Source organism: Aggregatibacter sp. oral taxon 458 str. W10330 (genome assembly GCF_000466335.1).
In the GTDB taxonomy this organism is placed as follows: domain Bacteria; phylum Pseudomonadota; class Gammaproteobacteria; order Enterobacterales; family Pasteurellaceae; genus Aggregatibacter.
Genome location: NZ_KE952618.1, coordinates 15,857 through 39,801, shown reverse-complemented (window position 1 = coordinate 39,801; position 23,945 = coordinate 15,857). Strand labels below are relative to the sequence as shown.

19 protein-coding genes are annotated in these 23,945 nt (G+C 43.4%); 14 read left to right on the top strand and 5 right to left on the bottom strand.

The features are described 5' to 3' along the window. Positions 1–53 precede the first annotated feature (53 nt). Positions 54–1,310: an O-antigen ligase family protein gene (locus HMPREF9065_RS02095; RefSeq protein ID WP_021616694.1), complete on the top strand. Its 1,257-nt coding sequence runs from the start codon at positions 54–56 to the stop codon at positions 1,308–1,310. A 180-nt stretch (positions 1,311–1,490) separates the two neighbouring features. Continuing rightward, a complete protein-coding gene (locus tag HMPREF9065_RS02100) occupies positions 1,491–2,180 on the top strand; it encodes a hypothetical protein (RefSeq protein WP_021616693.1) in 690 nt (229 codons plus the stop codon). Between the two features lie 100 nt (positions 2,181–2,280). Here HMPREF9065_RS02100 and HMPREF9065_RS02105 read toward each other — a convergent pair whose 3' ends face one another. From HMPREF9065_RS02105 to srmB, 3 genes are all read right to left on the bottom strand, one after another. After that, positions 2,281–3,291: a hypothetical protein gene (locus HMPREF9065_RS02105; protein ID WP_021616692.1), complete on the bottom strand. Its 1,011-nt coding sequence runs from the start codon at positions 3,289–3,291 to the stop codon at positions 2,281–2,283. A 77-nt stretch (positions 3,292–3,368) separates the two neighbouring features. Continuing rightward, complete coding sequence (purL, locus tag HMPREF9065_RS02110; protein ID WP_021616691.1) at positions 3,369–7,262, bottom strand: phosphoribosylformylglycinamidine synthase; 3,894 nt, start codon at positions 7,260–7,262, stop codon at positions 3,369–3,371. A gap of 247 nt (positions 7,263–7,509) precedes the next feature. Beyond that, the gene (srmB, locus tag HMPREF9065_RS02115) at positions 7,510–8,844 is read right to left on the bottom strand and encodes an ATP-dependent RNA helicase SrmB (protein WP_021616690.1); all 1,335 of its coding nucleotides are present in this window, start codon (positions 8,842–8,844) and stop codon (positions 7,510–7,512) included. Positions 8,845–9,090: 246 nt separating this feature from the next. Between srmB and purH the strand changes: the two genes are divergently transcribed. The 6 genes from purH to HMPREF9065_RS02140 all read left to right on the top strand — a co-directional run bounded on the left by purH (position 9,091) and on the right by HMPREF9065_RS02140 (position 15,701). Then, positions 9,091–10,692, top strand: a complete 1,602-nt coding sequence (purH, locus tag HMPREF9065_RS02120; RefSeq protein ID WP_033002669.1) for a bifunctional phosphoribosylaminoimidazolecarboxamide formyltransferase/IMP cyclohydrolase — start codon at positions 9,091–9,093, stop codon at positions 10,690–10,692. A gap of 182 nt (positions 10,693–10,874) precedes the next feature. After that, positions 10,875–12,164: a phosphoribosylamine--glycine ligase gene (gene purD, locus HMPREF9065_RS02125; RefSeq protein WP_021616687.1), complete on the top strand. Its 1,290-nt coding sequence runs from the start codon at positions 10,875–10,877 to the stop codon at positions 12,162–12,164. 24 nt (positions 12,165–12,188) lie between these two features. Beyond that, positions 12,189–13,412 carry a DUF711 family protein gene (locus tag HMPREF9065_RS02130; RefSeq protein WP_033002668.1) on the top strand — a complete coding sequence of 408 codons (1,224 nt, stop codon included), beginning with the start codon at positions 12,189–12,191 and terminating at the stop codon, positions 13,410–13,412. A gap of 291 nt (positions 13,413–13,703) precedes the next feature. After that, positions 13,704–14,045, top strand: a complete 342-nt coding sequence (locus HMPREF9065_RS10370) for a hypothetical protein (protein WP_021616684.1) — start codon at positions 13,704–13,706, stop codon at positions 14,043–14,045. A gap of 115 nt (positions 14,046–14,160) precedes the next feature. Beyond that, entirely contained in the window at positions 14,161–15,423 is a 1,263-nt protein-coding gene (gene glyA, locus HMPREF9065_RS02135; protein WP_021616683.1) for a serine hydroxymethyltransferase, read from the top strand. Between the two features lie 59 nt (positions 15,424–15,482). Beyond that, on the top strand, positions 15,483–15,701 hold the full coding sequence (locus HMPREF9065_RS02140) for a DUF1294 domain-containing protein (RefSeq protein WP_369751037.1): 219 nt from the start codon (positions 15,483–15,485) through the stop codon (positions 15,699–15,701). Between the two features lie 48 nt (positions 15,702–15,749). On the opposite strand, the gene ychF is transcribed toward HMPREF9065_RS02140, so the two are convergent. Continuing rightward, positions 15,750–16,841: a redox-regulated ATPase YchF gene (gene ychF, locus HMPREF9065_RS02145; protein WP_021616681.1), complete on the bottom strand. Its 1,092-nt coding sequence runs from the start codon at positions 16,839–16,841 to the stop codon at positions 15,750–15,752. Positions 16,842–16,908: 67 nt separating this feature from the next. Continuing rightward, complete coding sequence (pth, locus tag HMPREF9065_RS02150; RefSeq protein ID WP_021616680.1) at positions 16,909–17,493, bottom strand: aminoacyl-tRNA hydrolase; 585 nt, start codon at positions 17,491–17,493, stop codon at positions 16,909–16,911. Between the two features lie 286 nt (positions 17,494–17,779). On the opposite strand from pth, the gene pepT reads away from it, so the two are divergent. The 6 genes from pepT to HMPREF9065_RS02180 all read left to right on the top strand — a co-directional run bounded on the left by pepT (position 17,780) and on the right by HMPREF9065_RS02180 (position 23,945). After that, positions 17,780–19,030, top strand: a complete 1,251-nt coding sequence (pepT, locus tag HMPREF9065_RS02155; RefSeq protein ID WP_021616679.1) for a peptidase T — start codon at positions 17,780–17,782, stop codon at positions 19,028–19,030. Between the two features lie 108 nt (positions 19,031–19,138). Further along, positions 19,139–20,623: a L,D-transpeptidase family protein gene (locus HMPREF9065_RS02160; RefSeq protein ID WP_021616678.1), complete on the top strand. Its 1,485-nt coding sequence runs from the start codon at positions 19,139–19,141 to the stop codon at positions 20,621–20,623. 69 nt (positions 20,624–20,692) lie between these two features. Then, positions 20,693–21,253: a YcbK family protein gene (locus tag HMPREF9065_RS02165; RefSeq protein ID WP_021616677.1), complete on the top strand. Its 561-nt coding sequence runs from the start codon at positions 20,693–20,695 to the stop codon at positions 21,251–21,253. A gap of 65 nt (positions 21,254–21,318) precedes the next feature. Next, on the top strand, positions 21,319–21,957 hold the full coding sequence (locus tag HMPREF9065_RS02170) for an MBL fold metallo-hydrolase (RefSeq protein WP_021616676.1): 639 nt from the start codon (positions 21,319–21,321) through the stop codon (positions 21,955–21,957). A gap of 12 nt (positions 21,958–21,969) precedes the next feature. Beyond that, positions 21,970–22,785 carry a pyrroline-5-carboxylate reductase gene (proC, locus tag HMPREF9065_RS02175; protein WP_021616675.1) on the top strand — a complete coding sequence of 272 codons (816 nt, stop codon included), beginning with the start codon at positions 21,970–21,972 and terminating at the stop codon, positions 22,783–22,785. Continuing rightward, on the top strand, positions 22,785–23,945 hold the full coding sequence (locus tag HMPREF9065_RS02180; protein WP_021616674.1) for a 3-phenylpropionate MFS transporter: 1,161 nt from the start codon (positions 22,785–22,787) through the stop codon (positions 23,943–23,945). Before proC ends, HMPREF9065_RS02180 begins: the two co-directional genes overlap by 1 nt.

Genomic DNA, 23,945 nt, shown 5'->3' with positions numbered 1-23,945 from the left:
AACCGCACTTTTTAGTGCGGTTTTTTATTTATTTCTTTTTTTAAGAGAAGCTTATGTTTGATTTAAAACATGATAAGCTCGCCCTATTTATCAACGTCTGTGTCGGTTTTTTCTTTTTATCCGCCTTAACGTTCCAAGGCGGCTACAATGTTGCACCGATGGCGCTGATGCTATTAGGGCTTGGCTATAGCGTTTATTGCTTATTCAAAAAAATGCCTTTTGCTCTCACGAAAGAGACAAAATGGCTGATTTGGACGTTACTCTTTTATTTTTCTGTTTTTGTGCTTTCTTGGTTAATTCATGATGGAAAAATACGCGAATTAGATAATCCAAGCCGGGCAATATTGCTGATTCCTGCTTTTCTTCTTTTGCTTAAGACACCACCTAAACTTTCGACCTTTTTATGGAGCGTTCCTTTAGGCAGTGTATTGGCAGGTTTCATGGCAATCTATGATAAGTTTATATTACAAAGTGAAGCCGCGTTTAGTTCACGAATCATGTATATTCAAGGCGGTGACATTGCCATGTCATTGGGGTTATTTAGCATGGCTATTGCGCTGTATTTTTGGCAAAAAACACAACGAAAACAGTCCGCACTTTGCATTTTAGCCGCCTTATTTGGCATTTTGGGCAGTATTCTTTCTACCGCGCGTGGCGGTTGGCCGGCATTGCCTATTCTCTTGATTGCATTACTTTGGATATATCGCCGTAATTTATCAAAAACCTTCTTTATTACGTTGATTGGCTTGTTTGCTATAGCCATCATTGGTATTGCGCAAATGCCAAATAATCGTATGAGTGAGCGTTTTGCAGCAGCGCAAGATGATATTCAACAATATTTAGAACAGGGCAATGGTTCTACCTCTGTCGGCGCACGTTTTGATATGTGGCAATCCGTCTTTATCATGGTACAAGAAAAGCCGATATTGGGCTGGGGAATACAAGGTGCGCCTCAAAAACGCCACCAGTTAGCTGAACAAGGCATCATCAGCCAATACGCCGGGCAATTTACGCATGCACACAATCAATATTTAGATGATCTTTCTAAGCGTGGCATCGTTGGATTAGTCGCCTTTTTAGCAATCTTTGTTATACCGCTACGCCGTTTTATGCCAGGCTTAAAAAGCGACTCCGCAGAAACAAAATTAATTGCCACATTAGGCACCCTTCATGTGCTCGCCGTGATGATTTACTGCCTAAGCCAAAGCTTCTTCGCCCATAATTCAGGGAATTTATTTTACTTTTTCCTCACGATTGTATGGTATGCCTTGTTCACCACGCAGCAAGGTAATATCAAGGAGATGTCATAAGCCTAAAATTAACAATCCTCTACGATGGCGCAAGCGTCTACGCTTGTGCCCGTAACTAAAATGAAAAAAGCACAAGCGTGGACGCTTGCGCTATCATGGGATCTATATTTTAAATTATGCTAGCATGAGCAAAGCCTAATCATCCAATTCTTTAAAATTTGTAAAGGACAAGATCATTTTATGAAAAAAAATGTACAAGAAACTATTGCTGAACTTAAGACTGAAGCTCAAGAGCTTGAACACCGTTATTATAGTTTTGACTTTTGTTATTTTCATTTTCGCTCTTCAAAAGAGAGAGGAGAAGATATTAATATAGAACAAAGCTGTCAGGTACTATGGAGCTATTTAGGTAGCTGGGGAATGTTACGTGGTTCTAGTTTTTTACTATCAAAAAATCCAGCCTACTTAAAAGGTTTAGTAGAATGGATTTATGAACAACCTAAAAGTACTTGGGAAATAGATGTTGAGGATTATGAAAAGAAAAGTAAAGAAATCCTAAATTTATATAACCAAATTAATAAATTTCTTTTAAGAGGCACAACTACATTAGTAACTAAAATATTACTAGGTGTTTTTGCTATTACTCCTGCTTATGACCGTTTCTTTAAGGACACTTTTAAGGAAATCTCAGGTAATAAATGTAGTTTTATTAAATTTGATGAATCTTCTTTAATGGCTATTTCTAAATTTTATAAGGAAAATAAAGAAGAAATTGATCAATTAAGCAAAGAACATAGGGTTATTAATTTTAATGGAGAAATAACAAATTACTACTATTCAAAGGCAAAAATCATTGACATGTATGGTTTCCAAATTGGACGCAAGAAGCTAATGAAAAGGAAGCAAAATAGAAAAAAAGATATAAAATAATAATTTTACTTAGTTACCCTACGATGGCGCAAGCGTCCACGCTTGTGCTTGTAACTAAAATGAAAAAAGCACAAGCATGGATGCTTGCGTTATCATGGGATTATTGTTGAATCTCACCAAAAGGTTCCTTTTTTCCCATAAATTTAATGTCTTCCGATGTCAATGTCAGACATTGAGAAAAATCAATTTTATCCTGAGATTCACTGCTATCCTCTAAATTATCTGGGCAAATTACTCTTACATTACCAATATTTAAAATTAAATATCCATAAATATAATTCTCAGAACCATCAGAATTCTTCTGATATTTTATAGAGTAATTTCTATTCATATAATTTAAAAAATATTTATTCTTGACCGCATACCACCCACTTTGCTCAGGATATTGAGCGATACCTATTGGTTTCAAAACTATTCTTTGTAATTTAAATCCGTCACTAATCAGAGAGATAGCTATAATAAACAATACACACATAATAAATTTCGTAAATGCATGCTTTTCCTTTAATGATAAGAAATTACTTATTATAAGAAATGCTAAGTATAAAATAATAAATATAAATAATCCCATATCATCATTTACAACCCTTGTAATAAACAATAACGGAGCTACAAACAATACACTAAAGAACAAAGAATTAATAGTTAACATTAAAAACTCTTTTTTATTCTTATTTTCTATATTAAATATAAATGAAATCATAAAAAGAATTATTAATATAAAAATTAAAATAACTGTTAGGGATTTTGTTTCTCTATCATATACATCGAAATCATATAGAAATAATAAGACTAAAAAGAATAATATCATCATGGATTGATTTATAGAGTATAGAAACTCATTCCCTTTTCCCGTTCTATATACATTTAAGAAGAAATCAATACTAAAAAAAGGGAGGCACATATAAATTCCGAAAATCATAAAAAATAGCAATATTGAAAATAATCCATATGAAGATATATTCATTTGAACAAAAAAATCTAATTTTTCTATATTCTTTAAATAACACCAAAGAAAAGCAAATCCAAAAACAGTGAAAAAAAAGGTTAATTTTGGAAGGCTTTCAAAAAAGTAATTACTAATCTTTCTAAATTTATAGTAACTCAACATAAAATCTCTTATAACTTCTATAAAATCAAATATGAAAATGGCAGATAAACTGATTTATCTGCCACTTCATTATTTATCTACTCAAACACCACCCTTGCATTCCTAAACACCCGCATCCAAGCCCCATCTTCTCCCCACTCTTCCGGATGCCATGAGTTGCTTACGGTGCGGAAAACACGTTCCGGGTGTGGCATCATGATGGCGACGCGGCCGTTGGTGTTAGAAAGCGCAGTGATGCCAAGAGCGGAGCCGTTCGGGTTCGCCGGGTACACTTCTGTTGGGTTGAGGTTGTTGTCGATGTATTGCGCCACAATCAAGTTTTGCGCTTGAAGTGCGGTTAAATTTTCAGGCGTTTTAAATTCCACTCTGCCCTCACCGTGGGAAACGGCAATTGGCATGTGGGAGCCTGCCATACCTTGGAACCACAGGGAGTTGCTTTCGTTAATGCGAACCAAGGCAGCGCGGGCTTCAAAACGTTCGGATTTATTGCGCACGAAACGCGGCCAGTTTTCCGTGCCCGGAATGATTTCTGCCAAGGTGGAAAGCATTTGGCAACCGTTACAAATGCCAAGTGCGAGCGTGTCTTCACGTTCAAAGAATTGGCTGAATTGATCCCGTAAGTGCGGGTTAAATAAAATGGATTTCGCCCAACCGCCACCAGCACCGAGCACGTCGCCGTAAGAGAAGCCACCGCACGCCACCAACGCATTAAAGTGTTGCAAGTCATAACGGCGGTTGTGCAAGTCGCTCATGTGAATGTCGATAGCCTCAAAGCCGGCGCGGTCAAATGCTGCCGCCATTTCAACATGGCTGTTGACACCTTGTTCACGTAATACCGCCACTTTCGGGCGTTTTCCGGTAGCAATGTAAGGCGCGGCAATGTCTTCGCTTGGGTCGTAGGTTAAATGGGCGGAGAAACCTTTGTCCTGCGGATTTTTCTTCGCTGCGAACTCTTGGTCGGCACATTCCGGATTGTCGCGTAAGCGTTGCATTTGATGAGTCAATTCCGCCCAAATGCCGCGTAATTCTGAGCGTTTTTCATTGAGCAACACTTTGTTGCCGCGGGTGATTTCGATTTCATCGTCTTCGGTAACAGCGCCTAATTCTTTCACCAAATGCAACACATTGTGTTTGGCGAAGACATCGCGTACGAAACTCAAATCGCTGTCGCGCACTTGGACCACCGCGCCCAATTCTTCGTTAAATAACACGGCTAAATCGTTGTCGCCCAAGGCACTGATATCCACGGCCACGCCACAATGTCCGGCAAAGGCCATTTCCGCCAAGGTAACGATTAAACCACCATCGGAGCGATCGTGATATGCCAATAATTTTTCTTGCGCCACCAATTCCTGCATGGCGTTAAAGAAGTTTTTCAATGTGTCTGCGTTGACCACATCCGCCGGTTTGTCGCCAAGTTGGGCATACACCTGCGCTAACGCCGTAGCGCCTAAGCGGTTGTTGCCTTCGCCCAAATCCACCAACAACAAGCGGGATTGTCCTTTGTCGGTACGTAATTGCGGGGTGACGGTTTTACGCACGTCTTCCACTCGGGCAAAAGCGCTAATAATCAAAGAAAGCGGCGACGTCACGGTTTTTTGCTCGCCGTTTTCCTGCCAAGTGGTTTTCATGGACATGGAATCTTTACCCACCGGAATGGTTAAGCCTAATTGCGGGCAAAGCTCTTCACCCACGGCTTTCACCGCAGCGTATAAGCCGGCATCTTCGCCTTTATGACCTGCAGCGGACATCCAGTTGGCAGACAATTTAATGCGTTTAATGTCGCCAATATTCGTGGCGGCAATGTTAGTGAGGGATTCTGCCACGGCTAAACGGGCAGACGCGGCGAAATCGAGCAATGCCACCGGCGTGCGTTCGCCCATGGACATGGCTTCGCCGTAGTAGCTGTCTAAGGTCGCTGTGGTCACCGCGCAGTCAGCTACCGGTACTTGCCACGGACCGACCATTTGATCACGCGCCACCATGCCGGTCACAGTACGGTCACCGATGGTAATTAAGAAGGTTTTTTCCGCCACTGCTGGTAAACGAAGCACGCGATGCAATGCCTCTTTTAATTGAATCTGGCTTTGTTCAAGGGGTTCGCCGTTAACGCTAGCGGTTTGCACATCGCGGGTCATTTTCGGGGTTTTGCCGAGTAACACGCCCATTGGTAAATCGATCGGATTGTTGTTGAAATGCTCGTCATGTAAGGTTAAATGTTCTTCTTCCGTGGCTTCGCCGATCACCGCATAAGGCGCGCGTTCACGATGGCAAAGTTCCTCAAAGTGCGGTAGTTTTTCCGGATGAATTGCAAGCACATAACGCTCTTGAGATTCGTTACACCAAATTTCCAACGGGCTCATTTCGCGCTCGTCGCTTAAGATTTTACGAAGTTCAAATTTACCGCCACGACCGCCGTCATGCACCAATTCCGGCATAGCGTTAGATAAACCGCCCGCGCCTACATCATGAATAAAGGCAATCGGGTTGTCGTCGCCCAACTGCCAGCAACGGTCGATCACTTCTTGGCAGCGACGTTCCATTTCCGGGTTATCCCGTTGTACGGAGGCGAAATCCAAGTTTTCTTTAGATTTGCCGGATGCCATAGAAGACGCTGCACCACCGCCCAAACCGATGTTCATCGCCGGGCCGCCAAGCACAACCAGTTTTGCGCCCACCGGAATGTCGCCTTTTTGCACGTGTTCGGCACGAATGTTGCCGATACCGCCCGCCAACATGATTGGTTTGTGGTAGCCGCGCACTTCTTCACCGTTGAAGCTATTCACTTTTTGTTCGTAAGTACGGAAATAGCCGAGCAATGCAGGGCGACCGAATTCGTTGTTAAACGCCGCGCCACCTAAGGGGCCTTCCAACATAATGTCTAAGGCGGAAGCGATACGATTCGGTTTGGCAAGCGGGGCTTCCCAAGGTTGTTCAAAGTTTGGAATGCATAAGTTGGATACAGAGAAGCCCACCAAACCCGCTTTCGGTTTTGCGCCACGACCGGTTGCGCCTTCGTCACGGATTTCGCCACCGGAGCCCGTTGCTGCGCCCGGGAACGGGGAAATAGCGGTCGGGTGGTTGTGGGTTTCCACTTTCATCAAAATGTGGGTGTCTTCATTGTGATAACGGTAAATGCCGTCTTGATCCGGGAAGAAGCGTCCCGCTTTGGAGCCTTCCATCACTGCGGCATTGTCTTTGTACGCAGAAAGCACAAAATCAGGGGTTTTCTCAAAGGTATTTTTGATCATTTTGAACAGGGATTTATCCTGTTTTTTGCCATCGATAATCCAGTCGGCGTTAAAAATTTTGTGGCGGCAATGTTCCGAGTTGGCTTGCGCGAACATATACAGCTCAATGTCGTGCGGGTTGCGTCCAAGTGCGGTGAAATTTTCCATCAAATAATCGATTTCATCTTCCGCCAATGCCAAGCCAAGCTCCACGTTGGCACTTTCTAAAGCACTGCGTCCACCGTTTAAAATATCCACGGTTTTGAACGGTTTTGGTTCTTGTTGACGGAACAACACTTCCGCCTCGTCTGCCTTGCGCACCACAGTTTCCATCATACGGTCATGTAAAAGTGCGGTCAGTTTTTCCGTTGTTTTTTCATCTAACGGCTGTGTCAATTCAAAGTAATATGCCAAACCACGCTCAATGCGTTCCACTTCATTTAAGCCGCAGTTATGGGCAATGTCGGTGGCTTTAGACGACCAAGAGGAAATGGTGCCGACCCGCGGAATCACAATAAAACTTTCCCCTTTGGCTTCATGTTCGGCAAGGGTCGGTCCGTAATGCAACAAGGCTTTCAGTTTGGCTTCCTGTTCAGCAGAAAGAGTGGCGTTTAATGCCACAAAATGCACATACTCCGCATACACGGATTTCACCGGTAATTGTTGCTGTTGGAATTTTTGCATTAAGCCATGAATACGGAATTCGGAAAGGGCAGGTGAGCCACGGAAAATTTGAAACATGAAGATTACCTTTAAGGTTGAATGGAAACAAAAATTGCGGGCTATTATAAAGGAAAATCAAGGAGACGAAAACGTTTGCGTCATCTCTTTTTAGACATGGGCAGGATCATTTTGGCGTAAAAGCGAATTGACAAATACAGTGAAATGAAAAAATAACGGAAAACTGGCGCAAGTCAGTCAACCGCCTTGCGCCTCTTGACAGCCAAAAAATAGGCTTTTAAATGACCGCACTTTTGATAGAACAGGGTTATTTTTCCCCGACGTCATGGTGAGCCGCCCCACTTGGTTTACGGCGTTTACCGATATTTTTACGATCCTGATGACGTTGTTTGGCTTTCTTAGCCACTTTCTTTTGCGCTTCGCGTTTTTCTAATTTTTTCGCTTTTTGTTTTTTGCTGACGGTTTTGATTTCGCCGTCTTTCGGCGCTTTAGTACGTGGTTCTAAACCTTCAATCACACGGGCTTTCAGCATTTCCTGGGTATAACGCTTAATTTTGCCCAGCAGACGATAATCGTGTGCTTCCACGAAAGACACAGCGGTGCCTTTTTTGCCGGCACGTGCGGTACGCCCAATGCGGTGCAAATAAGTATCGGCGCTGTACGGCAAATCAAAATTCATAATGTGGCTAACGTCATCAATATCGATACCACGCGCGGAGACATCCGTGGAGACCAACACTGTTACTATGCCATTTTTCAGTTTATCAATCGCGTTATTGCGTTGGGTTTGCGCCATTTCGCCTTCCAAATACGTGCTGCGAATGCCACGTTTGCGCAGATTTTCCGCCAGTTCGCGCACATCTTCGCGACGGCGTACGAATACAATGCCCTTACTGACTTGCTCTTGCTCAATAAAACGCACCAATAATTTGAATTTATGTTCATTGCTGTCGGCGTGATAATACCATTGCTGAATTTTCTTCCGCTCGCGACGGCTCGGTTCCGCATCAATTTTTACCGGCTCGTTTAACGTGCGGTCGGCAAAATCTTCCAATAAATCGCCTTCAAGGGTTGCCGAGAACAATAGAGTTTGTTTACGCCAACGGGTTTCTGCCGAGATTTTCTCTGCATCTTGCCCAAAGCCCATTTGCAACATTCTGTCCGCTTCGTCAAAAATCAGAATTTCTACTGCGCGGCAATCAAAATTTTCTTCTTTAATGTATTGCAACAAACGCCCCGGGGTCGCCACCACGATGTCCTGATTTTTATTGAAAATCTCGCCGTGATTTTGATACGCCACACCACCGGTGATGGTTGCAATGCTGAGTTTGGTGAAGCAGGCAAGTTCTTCCGCCTGTTCCGCCACCTGCATGGCAAGTTCACGGGTTGGTGTAAGAATCAACACACGCGGTGCGCCCGGTTTACGGCGTGGATAATCCAATAAGTGTTGAATCGCCGGTAGCAAAAACGCAGCGGTTTTTCCGGTGCCGGTCGGTGCCGACCCGAGGACATCAAAGGCTTCCATCGCGGCAGGAATGGTTTCCTGTTGGATGGCGGTAGGACGTTGGTAGCCTTTTTTCTGGAGGGCGTTGAGTAATTCAGGTGCGAGATCAAAATCGGCAAATTGAGTGAAGTCTGTCATGGGTATGTGTTGTTCATTAGCATTAAAATTGCGCCGAATTATACCGCACTTTACCGTTAAAGTTGGCGTTAACCAAAAACTTTTATCATCAAGATTGCCATTGGGCGTATTTACCTCAGTAGGTTTCTAAAACGAATAAAAAACAAGCAATCCATTGCAATGCTTAAAACGGATTACCTAAACGCAAACGTTTGCGCTATAATACGCCACCTTAAATTTTACTTCATAAATCAAAGGAAATTATTCATGCAATCAACTCGTCCCATTCGCCAAGCATTGCTTAGCGTGTCCGATAAATCCGGTATTGTGGAATTTGCCCAAGGCCTCGTAAAACGTGGTGTTAAGCTGCTTTCTACCGGCGGTACGGCAAAACTGTTAGAACAAAACGGCTTGCCGGTAACCGAAGTGTCCGATTACACCGGTTTTCCGGAAATGATGGACGGTCGCGTGAAAACCTTACACCCCAAAGTGCACGGTGGGATTTTAGGTCGTCGTGGTACGGATGATGCCATCATGCAGCAACACGGTATTGAAGGTATTGATATGGTGGTGGTGAATTTATATCCTTTCGCCGCAACCGTGGCAAAACCAAATTGCACGTTAGAAGATGCCGTGGAAAATATTGATATCGGCGGCCCAACCATGGTGCGTTCTGCGGCGAAAAACCATAAAGATGTGGCGATTGTTGTGAACAATCAGGATTTTGATGCCATTCTTGCCGAAATGGATCAACATCAAAACAGCTTAACCCTAGAAACCCGTTTTAATCTTGCTATCAAAGCATTTGAACACACTGCCCAATACGATTCCATGATCGCGAACTATTTCGGTCAGTTGGTGAAACCTTATCATGTTGCTGCTGAAGAAGATGCGGAGGCGAAGTGCGGTCAATTCCCGCGGACTTTAAATTTGAATTTCGTGCGTAAACAAACCATGCGTTACGGCGAAAATGCTCATCAAAATGCCGCATTTTATGTGGATCTCAATGTAAAAGAAGCGAGTGTGGCGACGGCAAACCAACTGCAAGGTAAGGCTTTGTCTTATAACAATATTGCCGATACCGACGCAGCCCTTGAATGTGTAAAAGAATTTGATGAACCGGCCTGTGTGATTGTGAAACACGCCAATCCATGCGGCGTGGCCTTAGGCAAAGATATTTTAGAGGCCTACAACCGTGCCTATCAAACAGACCCAACCTCAGCCTTTGGCGGCATCATTGCTTTTAACCGTGAATTAGACGAAAAAACGGCAAATGAAATTGTAGAACGTCAATTTGTGGAAGTGATTATCGCACCGAAAGTGTCTGCGGAAGCTGTTGAAGTGGTGAAACGTAAGAAAAATGTCCGTTTGCTTGAATGTGGAGAATGGCAAGCCCGTACCCAACGTTTAGATTTCAAACGCGTGAATGGTGGCTTGTTGGTGCAAGAGGCAGATTTAGGCATGGTGGGCTTGGATGACTTAAAAGTGGTCAGCAAACGTCAACCGACCGAACAAGAACTGAAAGATTTATTATTCTGCTGGAAAGTGGCGAAATTTGTGAAATCGAATGCCATTGTTTATGCCAAAGATAACCAAACTATTGGTATTGGTGCAGGTCAAATGAGCCGCGTGTATTCTGCGAAGATTGCGGGTATTAAGGCTCAGGATGAAGGTTTAACTGTAGCCGGTTGTGTGATGGCATCTGATGCCTTCTTCCCATTCCGTGATGGCATTGATGCGGCAGCAAAAGTGGGCATTCAATGTGTGATTCATCCGGGTGGTTCAATGCGTGATCAAGAAGTGATTGATGCGGCAGATGAGCATAATATGGTGATGGTATTGACCGGAATGCGGCATTTTAGACATTAATTTATGCAGCAACTTCGCTCAATGAGCGACTTACTTATTCCCCCTCTTTTGTAAAGAGGGGGATGGGGGGAGATTTAAACGATGCTAAATGTACTATGAGGTTGAAATAACTTCTGCCAAATCTCCCCTACCCCTCTTTGCTAAAGAGGGGATTAAATTCAAAAAGATACAAGGACTACAACATGAACATCCTCATCATCGGAAATGGCGGTCGTGAACACGCCTTGGCTTGGAAAGCTGCACAATCTCCACTAGCAGATAAAGTTTTTGTCGCACCAGGCAATGCGGGTACCGCATTGGAACACAAAGTAGAAAACGTGAATATTTCTACAACAGATATTCCCGCATTAGTGAAATTTGCTCAAGATAAGCAAATTGGATTAACCATTGTTGGCCCTGAAGCACCGCTAGTGATTGGGGTAGTTGATGCATTTCGTGAAGCTGGATTGAAAATTTTTGGTCCAACTAAAGCAGCTGCACAATTGGAAGGTTCAAAAGCATTCACCAAAGATTTCCTCGCTCGTCACAAAATCCCAACGGCAGAATATCAAAACTTCACTGAGGTCGAACCGGCATTGGCGTACTTACGTGAAAAAGGTGCACCCATTGTCGTAAAAGCAGATGGTTTGGCGGCAGGCAAAGGCGTGATTGTGGCGATGACGTTGCAGGAAGCCGAAGACGCAGTGCGCGATATGCTTTCCGGCAATGCCTTTGGTGAGGCCGGCAGTCGGGTGGTCATTGAAGAATTTTTAGATGGCGAAGAGGCGAGCTTTATCGTCATGGTAGACGGCAAAAATGTCGAGCCTATGGCGACTAGTCAAGATCATAAACGCGTGGGCGAAAATGATACAGGCTTAAATACTGGCGGTATGGGTGCGTATTCGCCTGCGCCAGTGGTGACACAAGAAATTCATGATCGTATTATGCGTGAAGTGATTTATCCAACAGTCAATGGCATGGCAGCGGAAGGTAATGTTTACACAGGTTTCCTATACGCAGGATTAATGATTATGCCGAACGGGCAGCCAAAAGTGATTGAATTTAACTGTCGTTTTGGCGATCCAGAAACCCAGCCAATTATGCTACGTCTTGAATCAGATCTGGTAGGATTTTGTCTTAAAGCTTGCGATGGTAAATTGAACGAAGTGAAATCCCAATGGAATCCAAAATCTTCCTTAGGGATTGTTTTGGCGGCTGAAGGCTATCCAGGCGATTATCGCAAGGGCGATGAAATCACCGGTTTGTCACAAAGTGCGGTCGAAAATGAGAAAGTTTTCTTAGCGGGCGTTGCAGAACAAGAAGGCAAGTTAGTCACGAACGGCGGTCGCGTGCTTTGTGTTACTGCATTAGGCGAAAGTGTATTTGAAGCACAACAAAAAGCCTTAAAACTCGCTGAACAAATTCAATGGTCTGGACGTTTTTATCGTCGAGACATTGGTTATCGTGCTGTTGAACGTGAGCAGCAAAAATAACTACATTTAATGTTAAGGGATCGAATGGATTATAAAAATAAAGAATTATGTCGTCTTCGTACCATAAGTTTTTTTCTAACGTTACATAAAAATAAAGCTCAATGGGAAGACGCCCTTTATTCAGTCAAACGTGATGTAGATTTGTTATTGCCAGCTGTGCAGAAAGCAGGTTATACCTTGCAATCGATTCGAGTGATTACCAATCCCTTTGGTGAATATTTGGATTTAACCAATTTACAGACGGCAAAAGCAGATTTGCAGTATTTAACGGAGTTACTGAATAAATTTAATGAAAGTGGAATTCGTCTTCGATTTGCAATAGGCGCGGCGAGAAATAAAGAGGAAATAGCGTTATTGCCAGAGTTAATCGCAGCTTATGGTGACTTGTGTAATGCCTGTGTTAATGTGCCATTAGATGAAAATGGCGTGTTAGATAATGAACTTATTGAGCAATCTGTTTATGCGGTACAACGGATTGCAAATATCACACCACGTGGCGAAGGTAACTTTAACTTTACTGTGAATTTTAACTGCAAGCCATTTATTCCTTATTTCCCCGCCGGTTATCATCTAAGTCATTTACCAAATAGTTTTGTCATTGGTTTAGAAACGCCTGATTTATTAGTCGAAGTATTAAAATCTGTACCAAAATCACCTCATAATCAATTTTATGCGGATTGTTATCAAGCGATGTCGCAAGCGTTGCAATATCATGTAGATCAAGTATTAGAGATGTTAAGTGCGGTCAAATTATCAGGTGAATTTGAATTTGCAGGTATTGATAGTTCGGCAGCACCATCAAAAAATTGTTCATCCATGACAAAAATCTATGAATTAATGGGATTACCTTATTTTGGTGCAGCTGGTTCAGTAGAGGTTTCTGCGTTACTGACAAAAGTGTTTAAATCAATCCAACGTGTGCCATTGGTTGGGTTTTCCGGATTAATGTTGGTGGTGACAGAAGATTTAGGTTTAGCCGAAGGTACACAAAAACATTATTTTGATATCCGTGCTTTACTGACTTATAGCGCCGTATGTGGTATCGGTTTAGACACGGTTCCAGTGGCGGGAAATGTTAAGGCAGAAAGCATAGCAGCTATTATGCGCGACACAGGAACGATGGCATTTCGCTTAAATAAACCACTCACTGTGCGTTTATTTCCAATTCCGAATAAGGTTGCAGGTGAAATATCAGAATTTGAGAGTGATGATTTATGTAACTGCCGCCTTTTACATATTCCTGATTAAACGAAAATTTCCCTATTTTGTTGTGATCAATGTTATCCCGACTATCAATAAAAGGAGTATCTCATGAGAAAATTAATATTGGGTAGTTTTGTCGCCTTATTACTATCGGGATGTGCAACAGCACATCAGTAAACTGAATAGGAAAAAGCGTTGGTGGGCGATTGGATTTGCTATGTTAAACCTGCTACAAAAGCCCCTTTACCCGTTGAGCATTTTGATTATGTCACTTATCGAGCGGATCAAACCGTGCTGATGCGTGGTATCTCTCAGATTGATACAAAATAAGGCTGGATGCGTTATTTATTGCAAGCCAAAGCCAAATGGCAGGCAGGTGATGGTAAATTGAGTTATGATTTTACCGTTCGTCTATTTAAAACCGCCCATTCGCCACAAGTCGCGAAAATCATAGAGCAAGTTCCAGAATTTAAAGACTATGAGAAGGAATTTGTTTCACCCTGTGATCGTTGTGGTGATCATTTGGATATGAAGATTAAAATGAAAAGCCCAACAAGGATGACAAATTTTAATACTTATACGAAAGAAACCAGCCAATGCCGCAAACTTGGTGCTGGTGAGAAAACAAAAGAAGTTAAATTAATTGAAAAATTAGTGAAAGAAAAAGGTTCGATTTAGATAAATGAATGTTTTTCATTGTAATAATGAAAAATATGGTCGAAATTTTTGGTTAAGTTTTTGCCTGTAAACAGGTAAACTATACACAAATAATGCAAACAACGAGGAAAACACAATGTTTAAAAAGAGCATGAACATCGCTGATTACGATCCGGTTTTATGGCAAGCCATTCAAGATGAGAATCGTCGTCAAGAAGAACATATTGAATTAATCGCTTCTGAAAACTATGCCAGCCCGCGCGTAATGCAAGCGCAAGGTTCTCAATTCACCAATAAATACGCGGAAGGCTATCCCGGCAAACGCTATTATGGTGGTTGTGAGTACGCTGACATTGTGGAACAGTTGGCGATTGATCGTGCGAAAGAATTATTTGGCGCAGATTATGTGAACGTGCAACCGCACTCCGGTTCACAAGCGAATGCGGCCGTTTATATGGCATTATTGAATCCGGGCGACACCATTCTAGGCATGAGCTTGGCACATGGTGGCCACTTAACCCACGGTGCTTCCGTGAGTTTCTCCGGTAAAATCTATCATGCAGAACAATATGGCATTACTGATGATGGTTTGATTGACTACGATGCGTTGCGTAAACAAGCGCATGAAGTGAAACCAAAAATGATTGTGGGCGGTTTCTCTGCTTATTCTCAAGTGGTTGATTGGAAAAAAATGCGTGAGATCGCAGATGAAGTGGGCGCCTATTTATTCGTGGATATGGCTCACGTTGCCGGTTTAATTGCGGCGGGCGTCTATCCGAATCCACTTCCGTATGCCCATGTTGTTACCACAACAACGCATAAAACCTTAGGTGGTCCACGTGGTGGTTTAATTTTATCTGCCAGCGGCGATGAAGAGATGTATAAAAAACTTCAATCTGCTGTTTTCCCGGCAGGTCAAGGTGGTCCATTAGTTCACATCATTGCGGCAAAAGCGGTATGTTTCAAAGAAGCGTTAGAGCCGGAATACAAAATCTACCAACAAAATGTCTTGAAAAATGCAAAAGCCATGGTGGAAGTGTTTAAACAACGCGGTTACAAAGTGGTTTCAAACAGTACCGAAAATCACTTATTCTTAGTGGATTTAGTTCAACAAGGTTTAACCGGTAAAGCGGCGGATGCGGCACTTGGTAAAGCAAACATTACCGTGAATAAAAACTCTGTACCGAATGACCCACAAAAACCCTTTGTGACTTCCGGTATCCGTGTGGGAACACCTTCTGTGACCCGTCGTGGTTTTAACGAGCAAGACTGTCGTGAACTTGCCGGCTGGATGTGTGATGTGTTAGACGCACTTGGTAAAGACAATGAAGAACAAGTGATTGCGGCGACAAAAGAAAAAGTCTTGGCAATCTGTAAACGTCTTCCGGTTTACGCTTAATGCCAATTTCATTTTTGGTCATAGTCTTAGCGGCGGTGAATATCGCCGCTTATTTTTTGATGTGGCAAGATAAACAACGCGCCATCCGTCAACAATGGCGCATTCCTGAGCGCACATTGTTGCTATTGAGCTTGCTGGGTGGGTTTATCGGGATTCATTTAGGCAGACAACATTTTCGCCATAAAACGCAACGCTGGTATTTCAGCTTGATAGTGATCATCAGCGCAATCTTGTGGCTTGTCTTGCCAACCTGTTATTTTCTTTATAATAAGGGATAAAAAAACCGCACTTTAGTGTCTTAAAGTGCGGTTCATTTTTAGACTGTTTTACACGTTGAAACGGAAGTGCATGACATCACCGTCTTGTACGATGTAATCTTTCCCTTCTAAACGCCATTTACCGGCATCTTTGGCGCCGTTTTCACCTTTAAATTGGATGAAATCCTCATAGGCAATGACTTCGGCACGGATAAAGCCTTTTTCAAAATCGGTATGGATGACAGCCGCGGCTTTTGGTGCAGTGGCGCCCACGGAAACCGTCCATGCGCGGACTTCTTTTACGCCGGCGGTAAAGTAAGTTTGTAAGTTTAAAAGCGCGTAGCCTGCACGAATGACACGATTTAAGCCCGGTTCTTCAATGCCGAGATCTTGTAAGAACTCGAGTTTTTCATCATCATCCAGTTCGGCGATTTCCGCTTCGATTGCGGCACACACCGGCACCACGACAGAGCCTTCTTTTTCAGCAAATTCGCGGACTTTATCGAGATAAGGATTATTTTCAAAACCGTCTTCATTCACGTTGGCAATGTACATGGTCGGTTTTAAGGTTAAGAAATTATAGCTTTTGATTGCTAGTAATTCGTCTTTGTCTAGCGGTACAGAACGAATCATGCCCGCTTCAGAAAGTACCGGTAAGATTTTTTCCATCACGGAAAGTTCGAATTTCGCATCTTTGTCACCACCTTTAGCACGTTTTTGCAAACGTTGAATGGCGCGTTCACAGCTGTCTAAATCGGCTAACGCCAGTTCGGTGTTGATGGTTTCAATATCGCTTAACGGATCGATTTTACCCGCAACGTGTACGATGTCATCGTTTTCAAAACAACGTACGACATGGCCGATAGCATCGGTTTCACGGATATTGGCTAAGAATTTGTTACCCAAGCCTTCACCTTTACTCGCACCGGCAACCAAACCTGCGATATCCACAAATTCCATGGTGGTGGGTAATACGCGTTCAGGTTTGACGATTTCCGCTAAGGCGTCTAAACGCGGATCCGGCATTGGCACCACGCCGGTATTTGGCTCGATGGTGCAAAACGGATAGTTTGCCGCCTCAATGCCGGCTTTGGTTAAGGCGTTGAAAAGGGTGGATTTGCCCACATTCGGCAGGCCCACGATACCACATTTGAATCCCATAATTTTTCCTTATTGGTGAAGAAAAGTACGGTTGAAATTTACCGTGTTTTTTGACCGCACTTTTCGGTTAAATTTTAAAGCTATTTAGTCGATTAGTGGCTTTGACGATGCCGTCTTTGAAAAGCAGTTCCACACAATTTGCCGCTTCATCCAGGGCTTTTTCAAGCGCTTCACGCTCACTGGGGGAGGGTTTGTTTAACACATAACCCGCCACTAAATCACGGTGTCCCGGGTGACCGATCCCAATGCGCAGACGATAAAAATTGTTGTTATTGCCCAATGCGGCGACAATGTCTTTTAAGCCGTTGTGCCCGCCATGTCCGCCACCTAATTTCAGTTTAACGCTGCCGGGTGGTAAATCTAACTCATCATGCAGGACTAAAATTTCTTCGGGTTTGATACGATAAAAATTCGCCAATGCGCCTACTGCTTTGCCGCTTAAATTCATAAAGGTTGTCGGCACCAAAAAACGGATTTCTTTGCCGTTCATCAGCGTTTTTCCCACATTCCCGAAAAACTTATTTTCCGCATTTAATATGACATTAAACCGCCGTGCTAAACGCGCAATTAACCATTCCCCGGCATTGTGGCGGGTGTCTGCGTATTTATCGCCGGGATTGCCAAGTCCAACAATTAACTTAATTTCTGACATAGTCTGTTTACGTGAATAAAAATAGTGGCGTATTGTAGCGGAAAGTCGTTTTTTTCTCAATGAAAAGGCAATAGGGCGCAGTGCATAATGGCGCTGCTTTCCTGTGATTTTGGTTCATCCTGCGTCGGCTTAAGTATTGTGCGATGTAAAGGTTTTGCGTGGTAGCGTGGACCGCTTTAAAATAGAAAGCAAAAGGTGTTTATTGCCGGTGCTTTATGCCATTGATGGCCAAATAAACACACGACTTGGTTTCTGTTAGTAAAAATAAAAAAGAAGAACATCACGCATGCAAGATTTATTCTCTCAAGAACCTGTATTGGAACGTTTTTTAAATTATGTGACGTATGACACCCAATCTAAACCGGGCGCAAAAACTTCGCCGAGTTCTGCCGGTCAACTTGCCCTTGCCAAACACCTGCAACAGGAACTGGTGGCATTAGGGTTGCAAGACATTGTGTTGAGTCAACACGGTGTTCTCACGGCATATTTACCGGCTAACGTGGATTCCAATGCACCGACGATTGGCTTTATTTCCCATCTAGATACGTCGCCTGATTGCAGTGGCAAAAACGTGCAGCCTGAAGTGATTGAAAATTATCGAGGTGGCGATATTGCGTTAGGTGTCGGCGAGGAATTTCTCAGCCCCGTCCATTATCCTTTCTTACATCAATTCATTGGTAAAACCCTGATTGTAACGGATGGAAATACCTTGTTGGGCGCAGACAATAAAGCCGGAATTGCAGAAATTATGACCGCACTTTATCGCCTAAAAACAGAAAATCTCCCTCATGGCAATATTCGAGTGGCCTTCACGCCGGATGAGGAAATCGGGCTGGGTATGCAATTTTTCCCTTCTGAGGATTTTCCATGCGATTGGGCTTATACCATCGATGGTGGCGCCGTGGGGGAATTGGAATATGAAAACTTTAATGCTGCCTCTGCCAAAGTCACATTTTACGGGCGCCATATTCACCCCGGTTCGGCAAAAAATAAACTGATTAACGCCCTAGCCATGGCTTGTGAATTTCAGCACGCTTTTCCACAGGCAGAAACCCCTGAAAACACTGCACAGCGAGAAGGCTTTTTCCATTTAAATCATTTTTCCGGCGACATTGAGAAAGCAGAGTTGCATTATCTCATTCGTGATTTTGATGGAACAGAATTTGAAAAGCGGAAACAGTTTATTCGTGATTTAGTGGCGCAATTTAATCAGCAAAAACGCCTACTAAAACCGATTGAACTGGTGCTGACCGACAGCTATAAGAATATGTACGAAACGGTAAAAAACGTGCCGCAATCCATCGAATTAGCGGATCTTGCCATGAAACACTGCGGAATTACGCCAAATCACAAAGTCATTCGCGGCGGTACTGATGGCGCTTGGTTAGCGGAAAAAGGATTAGCTTGCCCGAATCTTTTCACCGGGGGGTATAACTTTCACAGTAAGCATGAATTAATTACGCTTGAAGGCATGAAAGAGGCGGTGAATGTCATTGTGGCTATTATGACCTTGAGCAGAACATGGGAAAAAGTGTAAAGGCGCAGGTAAAGCATTCCTTCACACGCGATGTTTTGTTAGAATAAGGCGCTTTTTTGTACCACAATGTGTGGTGATTATCGTTATTTATTTTAGGAATCGTTAAGAATGAATCGGAAATGCGTTAAGCCAAGCCTCTTTTTTCTTGGGATGTTGTCGTACAGCGGCTTGCTTCAGGCCGACACATCAGCAATGGTTGAATCACAGGTTACGCAAAATTTATCAACGGAACTGGATAAAAATGAAGCAGACTTAGCTACACAACAGTTAGAGCTTGAAACTGGTTCTGAAGAAATGCGCCTAGCCGAGGAAAGACAGCAACAAGTAGAACAAGCGCTAGCAGATCGTATTGGCGAGACTCCGTTGCAATTTAAATCGCTCATTGCAAAAATTTATGCCGAGAATAATTTCGCTCCACTTTGGACGGATGTTCAGGCAAAGCAACAATTTCTCCATGATTATGCGCTGATGGTTGCTGCAGGAATTTCCAAACGTTCCGCCGAGGCACTCAATGCAGCGCATCGTGTTGCGGGCAATGGTGCATTAATCGAAGATATTTTGTTAACCGATGCGTTTTTAGACTATTTATATTACGCCAACAACGTACAACGTTCAGCGCAAAAATGGTTGTATTCAGAAAATAGTTATAAAGCCGGTAAACCCGATGAAAATCAGATTGCTGCGTGGTTAAGTGCGGTCAAAAATAACGATCATTTGGCATTCGTTAAAAACCTCTCCAGTGATAATCCTTTGTTTCAACAGACATTGGATCGTGTGAAGGCACTCATTGCAAAAGGGGTAGAAAAAAATAAAACAACCGAATTACACCGTTTCGCAATTAATGCGCAACGTTTACGAATTCTGCCGGCATTTGAAAATGGGATCTTTGTTAATATTCCAAGTTATCAGCTCACGTATTATCGTAACGGCGAAGCGGTATTAATCTCTCGCGTGATTGTGGGGAAACCTGAGCGTAAAACGCCGGTTATGTTTAGCCGTTTAAGCAATGTGGTTGTCAACCCACCATGGAATGCGCCAACGCGTTTAATTAACGAGGATATTATTCCAAAAGTACGAAAAGATCCGAGCTACATTTATCGTAATGGTTATACGATTATTGATAGCAAAGGCAATACCATCGATCCTTACACAATTGATTGGGAAAATATGACAGCGAATAAATTCCCATATCATTTACGTCAAGCACCAAGCGACAACAGTGCGTTGGGGAACTACAAATTTAATATGCCAAGTTCTGATGCCATTTATTTGCATGACACGCCAAAACGTAATTTATTTGCCAATAAAAAACGGGATTTAAGTTCCGGCTGTGTGCGTGTTGAGAAGTCCGATCAGTTGGCAACTATTTTGTTGAAAGAAGCCGGTTGGAGCGATGAACGAAAACAAAATGTGCTGAAAAGCCGAAAAACAACATCCGCCAGCATTAAATCTGACAATCCGGTGTTTTTATATTACGTCACCGCTTGGGTTGATAAAGACCAAGTGCATACGTTGCCAGATATTTACGGTTATGACAAAGCGGCAAATTTAAGTTATATTGACTGGAACGTGTTAAAACACTATGTTCAGTAATCTTTTGTCGAACTAACACAGACGATCATAGTCAAAGGGTAAAATGTTGAACAAAGGTAGGAAGAAAAAATGAATCATATCAACCACGGTCGCCGTAAATGGTTATCTTTAGGTGGCATTGTGCTAGGTGCAACGCTATTACCAAATACCGTTTTGGCTGCCGTTTCCACACCTAAACCACGGATATTGAATTTCCGTAATATCAATACCGGCGAAAAATTAGGTGCCGAATTTGCACTTGGCCGTGGTTTTAGCGCCAATACATTGCGACTGCTCGATCACTTCTTGCGTGATAAACGAACCAATCAAGTGCATAAAATGGATCCGCAGTTGTTTACAAAATTCTACCGCGTTCAACAACAGCTAGGTTTGCGTAATACGGAAATTCAAATTATTTGTGGCTATCGCTCTGCCGCCAGTAATGCGGCAATGCATCGCAAAAGTCATGGCGTCGCAAGTAACAGCTATCATATCCGTGGTCAGGCGATTGATTTTCGTATTGATGGCGTGCCACTGGCAACACTACGTGATTCTGTGCAATCGCTCCAAAATGGAGGCGTTGGGTATTATCCGCGCAGTAATTTTATTCACATGGATACCGGCCCGGTTCGTACGTGGAATGGTAGCTAGTAAAAACAACGCAATTTTAAACCGCACTTTGTTGCGGTTTTTTTGTTCAAATCACAGGAGAGACAATGAATATTGAAATTATTCCGGTCACGGCATTTCAGCAAAACTGCTCGTTAATTTGGGATGAAAATAAAAATGCCGCCATTATCGATCCGGGTGGCGAAGCCGATAAACTGATTAAGCGCATTGAAGCATTGGAATTAAATTTACAGGCAATTTTGCTGACGCACGGTCATTTGGATCATGTGGGCGCGGCAGAAAAAGTCAAACAACATTTCAACGTGCCAATTTTAGGTTCCAATTCCAAAGATGAATATTGGTTTAAAAGCTTGCCGCAACAGTCGGAAAAATTCGGTCTTTTATTTGATGTCGCCGCTTTTGAACCGGATCGTTGGTTGGATCAGGAAGGTGAAGTGTTGACGATAGGCGATTTTGCTTTTGAAGTGTTACATTTACCCGGCCATACGCCAGGTCATATTGGTTTTATTGAGCACCAAAAACGTATCGCATTTACCGGTGATGTACTCTTTAAAAGCGGTATTGGGCGGACGGATTTTCCGGGAGGAAGTTACGAGGACATCATTACGTCCATTCGTGAAAAATTGTATCCTTTAGGCGATGATATGATTATTGTCGCCGGTCATGGCCCTTACACCACGATTGGCGAGGAAAAGCAAACCAATCCTTATGTCAATATGAAGTAACGAGAAATAGCTATGCAACATAAACTTATCGCCTTTATCGGTGGCGGCAATATGGCACAAGCCATCGTGTTCGGCTTGTTAAAACAAGCTTATCCTGCCGATAAAATTATTGTGTGCGATCCGAATGAAGAAAAACGTGCTTTATTTGCGCAGAAAAGAGTACGCACCTCAACGGATAATATCGCCGCCGTCGCACAGGCAGAGGTCGTATTGTTAGCCGTCAAACCACAAGTACTTGCCGACGTTTGTACGCCTTTAAGTGCGGTGGATTTTTCCGATAAATTACTGATTTCGATTGCGGCAGGTATTTCCGTGGCAAGATTAATTGCGCTTTTACCGACCGCTCAAGCTGTTGTGCGTGTGATGCCAAATACGCCGGCCTTAGTGGGCGAGGGCATGGCAGGATTATTTGCAGCAAAAAACACCTCAGAAAACGACCGCACTTTTGCGCAGGATTTGTTGTCCGCCGTAGGCAAAACCCTTTGGGTGGCGTCGGAAGAACAGATGCATGCCGTCACAGCGGCTTCTGGCAGCAGCCCAGCGTATTTCTTCCAATTTTTAGAAGCCATGCAACAAGGCTTAATTGAAATGGGGTTATCCGCTGAAAACGCGCGAGAATTGGTGCAACAGGCAATGTTAGGTTCGGCCAAAATGGTGGTGGAAAATCCGCAGGTAGATTTATCGACATTGCGCCAAAATGTAACGTCCAAAGGCGGCACTACCGCAGCGGCGCTGAATGTGTTAAATCAACATCAATTTAATGACATCGTGCAACAAGCCATGCAAGCTTGTGTCGCACGTTCTAAAGAAATGGAAACCTTATTCTAATGCTTGTTCGTCCTTTTACTTGGCTCGCCTTGAGCTTTTTCGGCTACTACTGCGCCTATGGTGTATTCGTGCCGTTTTTCCCGGTTTGGTTGAAATCACAACAGTATGGCGAAGAACTGATCGGCATGGTGTTGGCAAGTGCCTATGTCTTTCGATTTGTCGGTGGTTTGTTTTTTTCCGGTTTAATTAAACGCGCTTCACAATTGATCAATTCTTTGCGAGTGTTGGCACTTGCCGGCGCGTTGATTATGGCCGGGTTAAGTGTTGTTGCGGAGAATTTTTGGCTGCTGTTTTCTGCCATTGGCTTATTTGCGATGGTCAACGCAGCAGGTATGCCGATTACGGATTCCTTGGCTACCACTTGGCAGCGGCAAATTCAGTTGGATTACGGTAAGGCTCGGCTCATTGGCTCCCTTGCCTTTGTGGTGGGCGTAACCTTATTTGGCAATGTGATTGGCTTTTTCGGTGAGCAAAATATTGTCTGGATTTTGACCGCACTTTTATTGGCATATTCGGTGATGCAGTGTGTAACACCCACAATTCCCCCGCAAGATGAACTCTCGGAACAGGCAACCACGAATGTAGGTTATTGGGATTTATTAAAAAACAAAACAACCTTGCGGATTTTGTTGGCTTCCTCTTTAATTCAGGGCTCACATGCCGCCTATTATGTTTATAGCGTGTTATATTGGACAAGTCTTGGAATTTCCGTTTCGCAGACCAGCTTGCTATGGGGCTTAGGTGTAATTGCCGAAATTTTGCTGTTTTTCTTTTCTCGCCGTTTACTGCAAAACTGGAAGGTCAGCACCCTTTTTCATTTGGCGACCTTGGCGTGTATTGTACGTTGGATGGGGCTTGCCGCCACAAGTGAGATTTGGTTCATCGGGCTTTTGCAATTACTTCACAGTCTAACATACGCTGTGGCGCATTACGGCATGGTACGTTATATCACCACGCAACCGCAGTCGCACATTTCCAAATTACAAGCGTTGTATAACGGTATTTCAAACAGCGCCATGGTGGCGATTTTGACTGCATTGAGCGGTGTGATTTACCCGTATTCCCCCTCAATGACCTTTGTCTTAATGGCCATCATTGCAGCGCTGGCTTTTGTCGTGACGCCACGTAAAGTGGAAGCCTTTTTACTGCATCGGGGCTAA

Excerpts from the sequence above, each read along its gene's own strand:
- HMPREF9065_RS02095 (WP_021616694.1), top strand. The coding sequence starts at position 54 with ATGTTTGATTTAAAACATGATAAGCTCGCCCTATTTATCAACGTCTGT.
- HMPREF9065_RS02100 (WP_021616693.1), top strand. The coding sequence starts at position 1,491 with ATGAAAAAAAATGTACAAGAAACTATTGCTGAACTTAAGACTGAAGCT.
- HMPREF9065_RS02105 (WP_021616692.1), bottom strand. The coding sequence starts at position 3,291 with ATGTTGAGTTACTATAAATTTAGAAAGATTAGTAATTACTTTTTTGAA.
- purL (WP_021616691.1), bottom strand. The coding sequence starts at position 7,262 with ATGTTTCAAATTTTCCGTGGCTCACCTGCCCTTTCCGAATTCCGTATT.
- srmB (WP_021616690.1), bottom strand. The coding sequence starts at position 8,844 with ATGACAGACTTCACTCAATTTGCCGATTTTGATCTCGCACCTGAATTA.
- purH (WP_033002669.1), top strand. The coding sequence starts at position 9,091 with ATGCAATCAACTCGTCCCATTCGCCAAGCATTGCTTAGCGTGTCCGAT.
- purD (WP_021616687.1), top strand. The coding sequence starts at position 10,875 with ATGAACATCCTCATCATCGGAAATGGCGGTCGTGAACACGCCTTGGCT.
- HMPREF9065_RS02130 (WP_033002668.1), top strand. The coding sequence starts at position 12,189 with ATGGATTATAAAAATAAAGAATTATGTCGTCTTCGTACCATAAGTTTT.
- HMPREF9065_RS10370 (WP_021616684.1), top strand. The coding sequence starts at position 13,704 with ATGCGTTATTTATTGCAAGCCAAAGCCAAATGGCAGGCAGGTGATGGT.
- glyA (WP_021616683.1), top strand. The coding sequence starts at position 14,161 with ATGTTTAAAAAGAGCATGAACATCGCTGATTACGATCCGGTTTTATGG.
- HMPREF9065_RS02140 (WP_369751037.1), top strand. The coding sequence starts at position 15,483 with ATGTGGCAAGATAAACAACGCGCCATCCGTCAACAATGGCGCATTCCT.
- ychF (WP_021616681.1), bottom strand. The coding sequence starts at position 16,841 with ATGGGATTCAAATGTGGTATCGTGGGCCTGCCGAATGTGGGCAAATCC.
- pth (WP_021616680.1), bottom strand. The coding sequence starts at position 17,493 with ATGTCAGAAATTAAGTTAATTGTTGGACTTGGCAATCCCGGCGATAAA.
- pepT (WP_021616679.1), top strand. The coding sequence starts at position 17,780 with ATGCAAGATTTATTCTCTCAAGAACCTGTATTGGAACGTTTTTTAAAT.
- HMPREF9065_RS02160 (WP_021616678.1), top strand. The coding sequence starts at position 19,139 with ATGAATCGGAAATGCGTTAAGCCAAGCCTCTTTTTTCTTGGGATGTTG.
- HMPREF9065_RS02165 (WP_021616677.1), top strand. The coding sequence starts at position 20,693 with ATGAATCATATCAACCACGGTCGCCGTAAATGGTTATCTTTAGGTGGC.
- HMPREF9065_RS02170 (WP_021616676.1), top strand. The coding sequence starts at position 21,319 with ATGAATATTGAAATTATTCCGGTCACGGCATTTCAGCAAAACTGCTCG.
- proC (WP_021616675.1), top strand. The coding sequence starts at position 21,970 with ATGCAACATAAACTTATCGCCTTTATCGGTGGCGGCAATATGGCACAA.
- HMPREF9065_RS02180 (WP_021616674.1), top strand. The coding sequence starts at position 22,785 with ATGCTTGTTCGTCCTTTTACTTGGCTCGCCTTGAGCTTTTTCGGCTAC.